Here is a 13,217-nt window from a genome sequence, read left to right as displayed (position 1 = left end):
GGAGTGGGGGAGACAAAGGGACAAGGGGACTTAAATCAGAACTTGCAACAAGTGTTTCCCCTTGTCCCCAATTCTCAAGAGTCCCCAAGTCCTCTTTCCAATGCCCAATGCCCAATGCCCAATGCCCAATGCTCCTTACAGCTGAGTTACATATCTAGGAGTTCATCTAGCTGCAAGTTTGGCAAGTCTGGAGGAATCACAGTTCGGACTATTGTGACTTTGTGACTCTCCTGTTGAGTTGTCAGATCAAGTGCGATCGCTTCCAACCGAACTTCCAAACACCCAAAGGGAATATTTAATTGCGTCATCACTTCCAATCCTCCCAAGGCGTTAGGTAGCAAATTTGTCAGTAAATGGGGCCCCTCTAGTAACCAGCGAGTTTGATAATCTTCAAGCCATAACTTGACAACAACTTGGGGAGGTACTTCAGGCAGTACTACGCGCACTATGATAAATTTGCCAGCGATTAGTTCGCCGTCTGGTACATGCAGTTCTGGAATTGGCAAAGGCTCAATGGCTGCCGCAGTTATGGGTGAGGAAGAGGATAAACCTAACAGTGGTTGCTTCTCTTCTTCAAAAGAGTCATTCTTCGTCCCATTGGCTTCCAGTTCACTATGTTCACTATATGTATCATCTACAACGATTTCTTGCGCCAACCAAGCTGACGCTATATTCATTTTTATTGGAGGAGGGGGGGGTGGTAGTTGTGTTACTATCATTGAGAGTGTTGGTTCGGATACTTCTACTGCCGTATCTTCCCTTATTTCTATATCAGCTTCCTTTGCTGTGTCTGCGTCTTCGCCAAAGTTCTCAAGATCAGAAACCGAATCTTGAACTTCTTGCGATGTCGTCTGTGTGTCAGCATCCAAGTTTAACGGCAAGTTGACATCAACATTGGGAGTTTCAGCACTCATAGAAAGCTGGGTCTGCTGGGCTGAAACATCGCGATCGTGGTCTTCAGGTTCTAGTTCATCGATGGATTCAGGCAAAGAGTATCCTTGGCTGTGCATCCACTTTCTGAGCAGGGGAGATGAGTAAAGGTTGCCTGTTGTAATGAATTGTGCATTTGGCTGGGCTTCTTCTACCTCAGCAACAGATTCTTCCTGGAATTGTTCATTTGGCTGGGTTTCTGCCTCAGCAACAGATTTTTCTTGAAATTGTGTATCATCTACTAATTCCAGTGTATTTTCATCAGCTACAGTTGTATCCAACTGCGGTAAGTCTTCATCTGCTGGAACTTTCGCATCTGGAGCATTGTTTTTTACTTTTTCTGTATCATCTGGCAAAGCTGGTAGCCGTTTCAAGTACGGCAAAGTAGTGTCGAGTATTGGCATTCGGCGTTGCTTTATGACCAACTGCTCCAAATTGATGGCAACCATAGGAACATCCTTTTCCAGAAGTTCCTCTTCTGTAGTGGGTTCTGCAACAACATCTGTGGGAGTGTTGGTATGGGTTTGAATAATAGGGGGCAGTTTTGGCAATTGAGGCGAAGTGCCTGAATTCTTTAAGTTAGATGTTCGCAGGATGGCTTCTCGCAGAACTTGTAAGTTAATTTGCGGTGGTAAAGCTGTATTTGGGGATGGATTGAATATCTGAGACTGGTCTGTTTTTGGAATCTTGACCAGATTGAATAGTTTCAAATCTATCCTCACAGCGGCCTCTGGCTGCGTGACAGCAGCAGACGAGTCCGATGGTGCTATGGTGTCATTTAAGGATGTACTAGGTGTTGCTGCGGCTGTGATTGCCAGTAATTCTGTTACATCTGCTGTAATAGTGAAGGACTGGCTGGCTAACCTGATGACTTCATCAACATCGGCGAATCGACCAGACAAAGTAATATCTGCCAAAATTAACTTTGATTCAAAGTCAGCAGGAATATCAATTGAGGTATTGATGGTGAAGGGCAACTCTTGATCTGGTAAGGGTTGCCGTACCTGGGTCAAGATTTTTGAGTTTTTGGGCGATCGCAGTTCAATTTCTAGTTCAAGCGCCTGCAAGCTTTTGGAGAATAATGTTTCAGCCTGATCTAGATTTATCTTTTCTTTGAGTTCTACGTACCCATTGATTGTAAGAGGTTGTCCCCAACGAGCAATGTAAGTATCCCGATCTAAAGTTAACAGTAATGGGGGCGATGATTGTGTTGCTGGAGAATCTGTAACCTGTTCATTATTGAGCAGGGCTTCAGAATTGGGTAAAGCTAAATCTATTAAATTTTGTAAAATCTGTTCTGCCGTCTCACCTTTGAGCCACACAGAATTCACAGGCTCATCAATATCTTTTTCTGTTTCATCTAGCAGAACAGTGTTATTAGGGTTACTGTCTGTAGTAACCGTCTGTTCTGTAGCGATCGCTTTATCAAAGTTAATTTCGGGTTCTTCTGGGGCAGTGTATTCTAAGTTCTCTTCATCTGGCACAACAATACTAACGGGGTTACTGTCTGTAGCGATCGCTTTATCAAAGTTAATTTCGGGTTCTTCTGGGGCAGTGTATTCTAAGTTCTCTTCATCTGGCACAACAATACTAACGGGGTTGTCATCTGTCGCAGTTAGTAGTTCTACAAAGACTGCGATCGCTTTATCTAGCGTCATTTCGGGTTCTTCTGGGGCAGTGTATTCTAAGTTCCCTTCATCTGGCACAACAATAGTAACGGGGTTGTCGCCTGTAGCAATTCCCAGTTCTGCGGAGACTGCGGTCGCTTGATCTAGCCCAATTGCAGGTTCTGCGGGGAAAGTGAATTCCCAGTTTTCAGAAACAGCATCTGGGCGATCAGATGAATTTGATTCTACATTCTCTCCCTGCTTCCTCTGCTCTCCCTCTACTCTCTGGCACAATACTTGAAGTTGGACACTGTATTGCCAAGATTTACCGAGTAGCTCCGACATCAAATCGCCCATACAGCGCAACTCCCAAACTCCCGGCTCGAAGTAGGTAAAAGGAATTAGCGCCATTAAGCCTTCTGAATTAGTGCGACGCGATCGCTTGAAAATTCGCCGCTTTGGTAGAACTTCCTGGGTTGAAGAGTGAGTTACCCGCACTTCCACGTCTGTATTGGGAAGGTTAGAACGAGCCAAAACTCTATACTCCCCTTCCAAAATTTCCAAATTTGGCGATTCTAGGATATGCCACGAGCGATCGCCTTGTTTCTGTATCAGAAATTGCCAATGTTCCATTGTGAGTGATGCCCAGACCGACGAGCCGCCCAATTATATTGTGTATTAACTTGCTTGCAAGTTTACCCCAGTATTTTGTAAATGCATCTCTTAAATGGCTATCTAGTTAACTCAGTTTTACTTACTTGCCTTCTGGCACTTTAACTAGTCGCATCAAGGGAATTTAAATGGATTGCCATGTTGCTTGTGCATAAAATCGTTGGCTGTATATTTTAAACTTAGCGCCAATTTTTTTTGTATGATTTTTTACCAAAACGTCTATTTGCCATAGACACAACATACAATAAATGTAAGATTAACTTGACAATTTTTATTAAATTGTGATTCCCCACATTTTGCTACAAAGAGTTAGGATGTGGCTTTTAAGTGTTCTCTGCGATCGCCCACGGTGGGCGCAAAGCGCGATCGCAAATCACAACACTTAACCGCGCAGCACGCGCCCAACCGACAACGCAGCGTTTCTTTGACCTATACAAAGCGCATCCTCACCTGAGTAGAATGTGGGTGACCATGAGGATTTACAGGAGGGATTCGATGCTAGTCATTTTAATGGACGAGCAAATCCTTGCCCCTGAGCAAGTTTGCCAGTCTTGTTTACTCGCTGACAGGAGCGGTCAACCCCGTTGGCGTGGGGGTCAACTGCGCTGTGGTCAAGCCATTCGCAAACTTACTCAACAGCAGCCAGACCAATATGAGTGTGTGATGGGTTTTCGCATCGCCCATATAGAATAGTTGAATTTGCCAGCAAGACCAAGCAATTGCGTTATCCTAAGCTCAAGTAACTATTAAAATTTAACCACAGGAGAACGCATAATGTCTTGGCGCGGGTCTACAACGGTTTCAGATCGAATTTTTGCTTGCTTGCCTTATTTGCTGCCTCTAATTGATGGCTTAGTCTTCGGCAGGTTTTTATTTAAACAGTTTCCAGCACTACAAGTTCTGCTTTTACCACTGCAACCAGTTTTAATAATTTACGGTAGTTTAGGACAAATTGGACAAATAATTGTGTTCTTTGCCTTGTTCCTATTAGTGGTAAGAAACGAAAAAATCAATCACTTCATTCGTTTCAACACAATGCAGGCGATTCTTTTGGACATAGTTATATTTTTGTGTTCCATACTGGTGCGAGTTTTAGCAGAGGTTCCTGGTACTAGCTTTGCAATAGAAACAGTAGCTAACACCATATTTCTAGGCGTTGTAGCAGCAGTTGCATATTCCACTATCCAGTCTCTACTGGGACGCTATGCAGAAATTCCGGCAATTTCCGATGCAGTATATATGCAAGTGCGTTAGAAATTAACGGGACGCTACGGTGTTTTCCAGGCGACCAATACCTTCAATTTCGACGCGGACGCGATCGCCTGGATGCAATGGACTTACACCCTCCGGCGTACCTGTAAGCACTAAATCACCAGGTAGTAGCGTCATAACCTGACTAATATAAGAAACTAGAACATCGGGAGAAAACACCATCTGATCGATACAGGCAGATTGGACTGGATGAGCATTGTCATTCACAAAAGTCTGCAATCTCGCTCCTGGATTTAATTCCCGCACAATCCAAGGCCCCAAGGGACAGAAAGTATCAAAACCTTTAGCTCGCGTCCATTGACCATCCTGTTTTTGTAAATCCCGCGCTGTTACGTCATTGGCGATGGTGTAGCCCCAAATTTTAGTTTGGGCTACCTGTGGTGTACATTCAAAGGCGTAATCGCCAATCACTAATGCTAACTCTCCTTCGTAGTCAACTCTTTGTGACTGGGGAGGATACTTAATTTCCTTCTCAGATGGAATGATCGATGTGGGTGGCTTGAGAAAAATTAGTGGCTCAGAAGGGACTGGAGTCCCCATTTCGGCTGCATGATCTGCATAATTCTTACCCACCGCCACAATTTTTGAGGGAGCGCAGGGAGCCAGAATTTGGTAATTTTCTGGTGTCAAAGTTAAATCAGTGGGTTGTCCTTGTAACCAAGGCGGAGCATCTAACACCTGCACATTCAAGGATACCTGTAGTAACCCATAGTAAATCTGTCCTTCTTGATTTTGAATTCGCACATAGCGTTGCGCCATAACCTTAATGAATATCCTTTTATCTGCTTTTTTGTTGCTGTGAGCGGGTAGCAATCATCAGTTAGCTTTTTAGCGAACCGATTGAGCCTTGAGCCTGAAAGCGATCGCTCGCTATAATATATGTCCCAATACGTTTCGGTTAAGTGAGAGATTATTTTGGAATAAGCTAAAGAAATCTGGGGGCCGGGAAGCGACCTATTTTTCATTAAGGACATCCAAAAAATTCAAATTTCGGCGATTTGGCTAATGATTCAAATTTAAAACTGGTAAGATTATAGTTCCTTGTTGCTTCAGATGTTGATTAATACCGACATTTTGAATTAAAATAGGTATAAATTAGCACCAGCAGCCATTTCTGTCCATAAGGAGACTGAAAAATATGACTACAAGTTACGAAACAATGTACATTCTGCGTCCAGACCTGGGAGACGAACAGGTAGAGCAAGCAATTACTAAATATCAGAATTTGCTTCGCGACCAAGGCGCTGAAGAGATCCAAATTCAAAATCGTGGTAAGCGTCGTCTTGCTTATGAAATCAAAAAACACCGCGATGGTATCTACATACAGCTAAATTACACTGCGCCTGCAACTGCGATCGCTCCCTTTGAACGCGCCATGCGTTTGAGTGAAGAAGTAATTCGCTATTTGACAGTTAAGCAGGAAGCCGAAGAGGAAAAACCCCCTAAAGAAGAAAAAGAAAAACCCACTAAAGTGGCAGCATCGGTTTAAGGAGTAGGGAGTAGGGAATAGGGAATAGGGAGTAGAGAATGGACATTAATCAATAATTCTTCTTCCCCTGCCTCCCCCGCTTCCTCTGCTCCCTCATCCCCACTCCCCAACGCAATACTCCATTCAATAAAATTTTGTTTTTTCTTTTTTCATGACTTGCTTAGGAATGCTACATTAACAAATACTTGCCAAAGGTAGTACTCCCGCAGTTATACCTAAGAGTGGACAAGATTCTGAATGGGAGCTGTAAGCTACTGTGAGCCAATCTGATACACCTAATATTCAAGCTCTCTCTACGGAAGTGTCGCAGCTACGCCAAGAGTTGCAACTTCGTGATTCCTTAGTACAACAACTATCTCAAGAACTCTTCCGGCTGGTAAAGGGTAACACTAGTTTTATGCCCCAGCAGCCGGACATTGAGCGCGATACGACCCAGTTACAAGCTTTACAAGAACAACTCCAAGCTGTAGAGCAGCAGGTGGCGTTCTATCAAGAGCAAATTACAACTCGTGACTCTGAAATTTACCAATTGCGACAGTCAGTTCAAGAACTCACCGATCGCACTCGAATGTTAGAGCAAGTAGTACAAGAGTTACCTCAAATTTATCGGCGGAAGTTTGAAGAACGAATGACGCCGGTGAGAGAAAAGGTAGCAATGCTACAACGGGAAAATCGGCAACTACAAGCAGAACTACAAAGTGTGAGTTACCGTCTAGCACTCAAAACTCGCAATGCTAGTCACAGTGGCATTGATTTGCCAAATTTTCCGCGACCAGCATCCGAAGAAACTAACATTTCGACTCCCCAGAACGCCTAAAGTTATCATTATGCTGGAATCGAACAGGTAAAAAATTGCCAGGAAAAAGTGTCTTAGATACATCCAACTACTACACCAAGGCATTAACAATTCAAAATTCAAAATTAAAGACATTTCAGACGGTGATTTAAACCCTGACTGAAACCGATGATATATATAAATGTAGGGTTCTTAAACCCTTTGATTTACGATAAATAAAAACTATGGAGTTATAAATAACGCAAAGGCTGATAGTATCACCTTTCTTACCCTCTGGTTTTTTGCATTAGTTAAATCGGTTATAAACAATAATTAGCTTAGATTAATTTCAAAAGCTGGGGAGTCTCACAAATAATTGCATTGTTTTGACCGATTTTAGTCAATTCTTACTGCACTGCTTTAGGTCGTACAATGTTTAAGTTAGTTTTGACGGTTTGTAGTAAACACAAAATGTCCTTAAAACATTAGGACTAAAGTCCAAGTTAGTCACTCATGGGAGAGGCTAGCGCCTTCTCTAAGAATTTGCTTATCCATCAATTTAAACTTGACGCACTAGTAAATAGTTTTCAACAAGCAGGTTCATTCATCTGCTTATTGACATCAACTGCGTCAAAGCCATGAGTTTCCTTCAACATTCTTCTCTAGAAAAAAAGAAAATTAGCCTGCTAGCACCAGACTCTTCTCTTGGAGAATATGAAAAAATGCAAATATTGCTTGACTCCACCATCCATCTATAGGTAGATTTATTATTTAGCCTGCTAGCACCAGACTTTTATCTTTAACGGTAGTAAAAATGTCTTCATAAGTGGGAAAAATTTCAAACACTGAATCTAGTTGGGTAAGTTCCAAAATTAACCGTACAGGAGCTTGCACGTTGCATAGAACCAAGCGACAACCACTCTGACGTGCAGCTTTCAACCCTTTTACTAAGGGGACTAATCCAGAACTGTCCATGAAATTAACTTCTGCTAAGTCTATAACCCAGAGTTGATGAGCTTGGGGCACTACTCTAGCCATTTGTTCACTCAAAGTCTTACCACCTTCCAAATCTATGCTTGCTTGGGGTTTAAACAAAATAACTTGAAGTTCTTGTGTGAGAATCATGAATTTAACAGGGTAGTTGGAACACTTGACAAAAAATTGAAAAAAGACATCAATACCTTTCCTTTTTCACCAGCAAAATAAGTGTTTTACCCTGGTATTTGGGTAAATACAGCCATGCAGTTGAGAAAGATTATTTCAGTATTCATGCCGTATAATTTGTGATAACTTTTATCAATATAGGCATAAACGCCTAACAATTTCGGTATCAACCGTATCTTTTACAAGATTTTCATCATTTAACTGGATATTTATAAATCTTTTATAAATATTTTAATTTGTTTGTAATAAATTACGAAATTGTGGTAAAAATCCTTAAAAAATGCATAGTTAATAGTCAAAAATTAATAGTTGACATAGATTCTAATTTATGTGTTATTCATAATTAAACTAATGACTTGATGGCTCTATATAGCGGTTTAATTGACACCACGCGCATAAACAAGCAAAGATATAATAAAAGTAAAAATTTGTAAAGACGGTGGTGCGAATGTCTTTAGAGCTGATTTCACTAGAAAATATCCAAAAAGTCGCCCACACTTACGGGTATTGGGCAGTTTTTTTCGGAATTTTGCTAGAAAATTTAGGCATTCCCCTTCCTGGTGAAACCGTGACCTTAGTAGGCGGGTTTCTAGCTGGCAGTGATGAACTGAATTTCTGGCTGGTTCTCGGTGATGCAATTATGGGTGCTGTAATTGGCGGCACTTGTGGCTATTGGATTGGTAGAGCTAGCGGTTGGTCTTTTCTAGTAAAAGTTGCTAGCATATTTCGGATTTCTGAAGTGCGGCTGCTGGCTATTAAAGAGCAATTTAGTCAAAATTCTGCTAAAGCAGTATTTTTTGGACGTTTTTTGGCATTGTTACGAGTTTTTGCTGCACCACTAGCTGGGATAGCTGAAATGCCTTTTGGAAAATTCTTTTTATACAACTTTTTAGGAGCAGTTGCTTGGGCTAGTTTGATGGTGACATTGGCTTTCTTTGCTGGCAAAATTGTCTCTTTAGAACAATTGGTTGCTTGGGTGGGTCAATTTGCGATCGCAGCGTTACTGATATTGGCTGCCCTAATTATTGTGCCTCTGTGGTTAGAGTCTCGCCAAGTTAAAGAAGCGAGTAGTGAGAAGTAAAAAGTGAGAGTTAGGAGTTAGGAATGATGAGTTAGGAGTAAAGTAAAAAGTTATTTTTTTATTTTTACTTTTTGTATTTTGCTTTTTTAACTCCTAACTCCTAACTTTTAACTCCTAACTCTTAAGTTTCTGCGACCAAATGCGAGTCGGTAGTCCCCAAACGTAAATGAAGCCTTCAGCAGCTTTGTGATCAAATTGATCTTCGGCTCCGTAGGTTGCCAAATCGGGAGTATAGAGAGAATTATCACTCGAACGCCCAACTATCGTAGAGTTGCCTTTGAATAACTTCACTCGGACAGTTCCAGAAACTTGCTCTTGTGTCTTTTGAATAAAGGCATCTAAGGCAACTTTGAGTGGACTGTACCACAAACCGTTGTAAACGATTTGGCTATAAGTTTCTTCAATCCCACGTTTGTAATGGGTGACATCTGCCGTCAAAGTCAAGCTTTCTAAATCCCTATGTGCCTGAATTAACACTAACATCGCGGGTGATTCATAGATTTCCCGCGATTTGATGCCCACCAGACGGTTTTCGATCATGTCGATCCGTCCGATACCGTGATTTCCTACCGCCTGATTGAGTTCTTCAATTAGTTCAACTGGCTGTTTAGCTATACCGTTGAGGGTTGTCGGAATACCACTGTGGAAGCCAATTTCGATGTACTCTGGCTCATTGGGAGTATCCACGATCGCTTTGGTCATTTCATAAATTTCTTCTGGTGGCTCAAATGACGGATCTTCGAGTAAACCAGCTTCAACACTACGACCAAGCAAATTTTTATCAATGCTGTAGGGAGAGGATTTTTTGACTGGTGAGGGTATACCAAACTTCTCACCATAAGCGATGGTTTCCTCACGGCTCATGCCCCATTCTCTGGCTGGTGCGAGGATTTTTAGGTTGGGGTTTAAGGCGGTGACAGAGACATCAAAGCGAACCTGATCGTTCCCTTTGCCGGTGCAACCGTGAGCGATCGCATCAGCACCATATTTTTCAGCTGTTTCTACTAATACCTTAGCAATCAGTGGACGAGCAAGGGCAGTTCCGAGAGGATAACGATTCTCATAAAGGGCGTTGGCTTGAATCGCTCCAAAGGCGTAATCTTTAACGAAGCTGTCTTTGACATCCGCCACGAGGGATTCACTTGCACCCGATTTCAGAGCTTTTTCTCGAACTGGCTCTAATTCATCTCCCTGGCCTAAATCTGCTGCTAGGGTAATCACTTCTTCCACACCCCACTCCTGTTTGAGGTAAGGGATGCAAACGGAGGTATCTACTCCACCAGAATATGCCAGGACAACCTTTTTGGCGCGACCCATTAATTTCTCCAGTGAGGAAAACAAACAATGAGTCATTATTATATCTAAACTAATCCATGTATATTTTATTCATGCAACAACTAATAGCTTAATTAACTGCAAACCCAGACATTACCGTTAACTTTTGTCTGATGCTAATAAAACAATGTAGCAATTCTAAATTATTATGTGAATAACAAGATTCCCTAACTTTTTAGAAAAATTGGGAATCTGAGCTTTGAGATTTTATAATTTTAAAAATTTGCGGGGTGGATTATCCCACCCTGTTATTCTTGATAATTTGATTTAAGCTTTTGTGCTTGATGCTTTAGGAGATGTTATTTTTTTACTCAAAAACAAACTCAACCCGAATATAGACAATCCAAGCATTAAATTTGGCTCTGGAACACTGGTATAAGTGACAGTCTGAACACCTGCACTAATGGAATCGTTCAGGTTGATAAAATTTTCGCGGTAGACATTAAAAGCGCTAGGTGTAAAATATAACCCTAACCCCGCTTGGTTAAAAATTGTTCCCGTTTTGTCGGTGAAAACTGATGCTAAAGGATCATCCGCTTCAGTGTATGACTGGCCACCATAGCTAGCAGAAATCTTTAAACCTTCTGCGATCGTTACTTCTTGATCGTCTGCTGCTGCTTGGTCGAATGAAAAAGTACCTGTGAGAGTTTTATCGTCGTTAGAAAAATTATAAGTTAGGGCTGCTGCTTGAGCCGGCATAGTTTTCCCTAATGAAAAAATCAAAGCAGTTCCTACCGTTGCAGCTGCTAACTTCTTGAAGATGGAGTCAGTCATTTTTTCTCTTGATAAAAGAACAGGTGCAATAATACCGCAATAGTTTTTTGAGACAGAGACGTGGTAACACACGTCTCTGCAACAGAAAGCTTTTCAGTTAGTGTCTTAGTGAAGCGGCGTATTCAATTTACGGACTTGTGATCGCAGTTTTCATGGCTTGGAAGATATGACTTTGGTCAACCACACCTCGAACACCAGGCACAGTATAAGTACCAGAGCTATCAGTAATTTGGAAGCCTTGTCCTAGCGATCGCGTCAGAGTTGATGCGTAAGCACCCTGATAGTAAACAGGTACAACGCGGCGGCTATGGCTACCCCAGAGATATTTGTAATTTGGATCAGACCCCCAGAAGTGACCAGCATCAGTAGGATTGTGCTTAACAAAGGTGATGTCCTTGGCGTTATACTTCAAGCCTTTAGCCTGATTTGGGTTAGGATTGGGAGTCAATTTAGAAGCAAAATCATTATTCAGAGTTAGGTAATGGTCATGGTCAGCAGTAACCAATAGCAGGTTCTTGCTCCAACCACCATGATTCTCTACCCAACTAATGACTTGCTGGACTGCCTTATCAAAATCATTCATGGTACCAATCAGGTTATCCATGTTGTTATCATGAGCAGCCCAGTCGATATCGCCTCCCTCAACCATCAGCCAAAAACCATCTTTGTCTTTACCTAAAACGGTTAAAGCTGCTTTGGTCAAATCAGTTAAAGTTGGATTTTCGTTAATTTCTTTAGCGATAAAACTGGCATCAGTTTCACCAGGAGCCAGAGGACGAACAGTATCGGGTGCAGGAGCATTAGGAGCGATGGGATTACCAGCTGCATCAATTACAGGAACACAATCCCCAGCAGTACCAGTTATTATCTGACCTGATGGACAGGTAGCAGGAGTTCCAGGCTTGACAACAGAGGTATAGAGAGAGAAGTTGTCCAGACCTGTCAAACTATAGTCACCCTTAGAGGAACTAACAGGAATGTTACCATTTTGTCCACGCGCACCATACAGACCAAATAATCTACCTCCCTTGTTGGGGTCGATTTTAGCAGCCGTGTTTAGCAGTGCCTTAGCTGCATTAGGGCCGCGTTCCAAAAAGGTATAGCCGTAACGATTAGACGTAGGATTATTCTTCAGATGCTTGTAAGTGTCTTCGGTAATATACGTATAGTTAAAGACACCCTCTGCTGTACTTGTGCTGGCTCTATTTTCAAAATCTTTGGGATGACCGCCACCCAACAAAATATTGGGTTTAAAGTTCAGCAATGTCTGTTGCAAAATGCTGTCTTGGTTGGTTTTGCTGGGGTCGTAAACACTGTCATACTTACTACGACGATTTACGAAAGAAGCCGCAGCACCAGGCGTTGCATGGCTAATAGGTACGGAAGTTACCAAGCCTGTAGACTTACCTTTTTCTTTGGCAATTTCTAGGATGGTTTTCAACTTCTTCTCGTAAATGTCTACCCCCATTGCGTTGTTAAAGCTCTTTACTCCTGTATACAGAGTTGTAGCTGTGTTAGCAGAGTCGGGATAACTGTACTTGATGTAATCTTTGTCATAAGTACCAGAATTAGCAGGGGTCAAAGGAACCCAAGGAACAGGGCCGCCCTTACTGATGTCATAACCCGCGAGATTACCATCCTCTAAGCTATTGCCATCAGATCGATTGCCAGGGTTAAAAGGAGTAGGCTGGAATGAGAAGTTAGGACGAAGAGGACTTGCAGCAGTCACTGTATTAGACCCATCCAGAGCAGAGTTACCTGTTAGATGGGGCTGGTCTGTTGGATTGGCTGGTGTATTTCCCTGAATAGTTGTGCCGTAAGTAGTTACCAATCCATATCCACTTAGCTTTTGAAAGCTCAGACCTGAGCCTTTACCACTGGTGTAAAAAGGAGCGCCTTTGGCAACGGCTGCGGCCCGTGCCATATTCCAACCCATACCATCACCAATCATGATAATTACGTTAACTCCATTACCAGCCGCCATAGTGGGCTGAAAAACAGAATTACCAACTACCAGTAGAACGGTACAAAGGAAGCCAGCCATAGTAAAGGCTAGGAATCGCTTGTACTTTTGCAAAAATGAAATCATTGAAGTGTGCCTTAAAGTTAATTGAGCAA

General features: G+C 42.2%; 11 protein-coding genes. 5 read left to right on the top strand and 6 right to left on the bottom strand.

Annotated elements, in window-relative coordinates:
- Positions 1-146: 146 nt before the first annotated feature.
- Positions 147-3,170, bottom strand: a complete 3,024-nt coding sequence (locus CDC33_RS40565) for a hypothetical protein (RefSeq protein ID WP_244919298.1) — start codon at positions 3,168-3,170, stop codon at positions 147-149.
- A 534-nt stretch (positions 3,171-3,704) separates the two neighbouring features.
- On the opposite strand from CDC33_RS40565, the gene CDC33_RS20400 reads away from it, so the two are divergent.
- Both CDC33_RS20400 and CDC33_RS20395 read left to right on the top strand, forming a co-directional pair.
- Positions 3,705-3,902 carry a hypothetical protein gene (locus CDC33_RS20400; protein WP_109010096.1) on the top strand — a complete coding sequence of 66 codons (198 nt, stop codon included), beginning with the start codon at positions 3,705-3,707 and terminating at the stop codon, positions 3,900-3,902.
- An 81-nt stretch (positions 3,903-3,983) separates the two neighbouring features.
- The gene (locus tag CDC33_RS20395; protein ID WP_109010093.1) at positions 3,984-4,463 is read left to right on the top strand and encodes a Tic20 family protein; all 480 of its coding nucleotides are present in this window, start codon (positions 3,984-3,986) and stop codon (positions 4,461-4,463) included.
- Between the two features lie 3 nt (positions 4,464-4,466).
- Here the strand turns inward: CDC33_RS20395 and CDC33_RS20390 are convergent, their stop codons facing one another.
- Positions 4,467-5,240 (bottom strand): fumarylacetoacetate hydrolase family protein, encoded by a 774-nt coding sequence (locus CDC33_RS20390; protein WP_109010092.1) that lies wholly within the window; start codon positions 5,238-5,240, stop codon positions 4,467-4,469.
- A 379-nt stretch (positions 5,241-5,619) separates the two neighbouring features.
- Between CDC33_RS20390 and rpsF the strand changes: the two genes are divergently transcribed.
- Together rpsF and CDC33_RS20380 are read left to right on the top strand one after the other, a co-directional pair.
- The gene (gene rpsF / locus CDC33_RS20385) at positions 5,620-5,970 is read left to right on the top strand and encodes a 30S ribosomal protein S6 (RefSeq protein WP_109010090.1); all 351 of its coding nucleotides are present in this window, start codon (positions 5,620-5,622) and stop codon (positions 5,968-5,970) included.
- Between the two features lie 256 nt (positions 5,971-6,226).
- On the top strand, positions 6,227-6,787 hold the full coding sequence (locus CDC33_RS20380) for an Npun_F5560 family protein (protein WP_109010089.1): 561 nt from the start codon (positions 6,227-6,229) through the stop codon (positions 6,785-6,787).
- A gap of 729 nt (positions 6,788-7,516) precedes the next feature.
- Here CDC33_RS20380 and CDC33_RS20375 read toward each other — a convergent pair.
- Positions 7,517-7,870, bottom strand: a complete 354-nt coding sequence (locus tag CDC33_RS20375) for an STAS domain-containing protein (RefSeq protein WP_109010087.1) — start codon at positions 7,868-7,870, stop codon at positions 7,517-7,519.
- Between the two features lie 487 nt (positions 7,871-8,357).
- Here CDC33_RS20375 and CDC33_RS20370 point away from each other — a divergent pair, with 487 nt between their 5' ends.
- The gene (locus tag CDC33_RS20370; RefSeq protein WP_109010086.1) at positions 8,358-8,990 is read left to right on the top strand and encodes a DedA family protein; all 633 of its coding nucleotides are present in this window, start codon (positions 8,358-8,360) and stop codon (positions 8,988-8,990) included.
- 114 nt (positions 8,991-9,104) lie between these two features.
- On the opposite strand, the gene CDC33_RS20365 is transcribed toward CDC33_RS20370, so the two are convergent.
- The 3 genes from CDC33_RS20365 to CDC33_RS20355 all read right to left on the bottom strand — a co-directional run bounded on the left by CDC33_RS20365 (position 9,105) and on the right by CDC33_RS20355 (position 13,188).
- On the bottom strand, positions 9,105-10,307 hold the full coding sequence (locus CDC33_RS20365) for an argininosuccinate synthase (protein WP_109010084.1): 1,203 nt from the start codon (positions 10,305-10,307) through the stop codon (positions 9,105-9,107).
- 285 nt (positions 10,308-10,592) lie between these two features.
- The gene (locus CDC33_RS20360) at positions 10,593-11,099 is read right to left on the bottom strand and encodes a PEP-CTERM sorting domain-containing protein (RefSeq protein WP_109010082.1); all 507 of its coding nucleotides are present in this window, start codon (positions 11,097-11,099) and stop codon (positions 10,593-10,595) included.
- 127 nt (positions 11,100-11,226) lie between these two features.
- Positions 11,227-13,188: an alkaline phosphatase gene (locus tag CDC33_RS20355; protein WP_109010081.1), complete on the bottom strand. Its 1,962-nt coding sequence runs from the start codon at positions 13,186-13,188 to the stop codon at positions 11,227-11,229.
- Between the last annotated feature and the right edge of the window lie 29 nt (positions 13,189-13,217).

The organism is Nostoc commune NIES-4072 (genome assembly GCF_003113895.1).
GTDB classification, from domain to species: Bacteria; Cyanobacteriota; Cyanobacteriia; order Cyanobacteriales; family Nostocaceae; genus Nostoc; species Nostoc commune.
Note: the sequence above shows the minus strand (reverse complement) of the source record. Positions and strands in the feature narration are given on the sequence as shown.

Coding starts and splice junctions, on each gene's coding strand:
- CDC33_RS40565 (WP_244919298.1), bottom strand. CDS start 3,170: ATGGAACATTGGCAATTTCTGATACAGAAACAAGGCGATCGCTCGTGG.
- CDC33_RS20400 (WP_109010096.1), top strand. CDS start 3,705: ATGCTAGTCATTTTAATGGACGAGCAAATCCTTGCCCCTGAGCAAGTT.
- CDC33_RS20395 (WP_109010093.1), top strand. CDS start 3,984: ATGTCTTGGCGCGGGTCTACAACGGTTTCAGATCGAATTTTTGCTTGC.
- CDC33_RS20390 (WP_109010092.1), bottom strand. CDS start 5,240: ATGGCGCAACGCTATGTGCGAATTCAAAATCAAGAAGGACAGATTTAC.
- rpsF (WP_109010090.1), top strand. CDS start 5,620: ATGACTACAAGTTACGAAACAATGTACATTCTGCGTCCAGACCTGGGA.
- CDC33_RS20375 (WP_109010087.1), bottom strand. CDS start 7,870: ATGATTCTCACACAAGAACTTCAAGTTATTTTGTTTAAACCCCAAGCA.
- CDC33_RS20370 (WP_109010086.1), top strand. CDS start 8,358: ATGTCTTTAGAGCTGATTTCACTAGAAAATATCCAAAAAGTCGCCCAC.
- CDC33_RS20365 (WP_109010084.1), bottom strand. CDS start 10,307: ATGGGTCGCGCCAAAAAGGTTGTCCTGGCATATTCTGGTGGAGTAGAT.
- CDC33_RS20360 (WP_109010082.1), bottom strand. CDS start 11,099: ATGACTGACTCCATCTTCAAGAAGTTAGCAGCTGCAACGGTAGGAACT.
- CDC33_RS20355 (WP_109010081.1), bottom strand. CDS start 13,188: ATGATTTCATTTTTGCAAAAGTACAAGCGATTCCTAGCCTTTACTATG.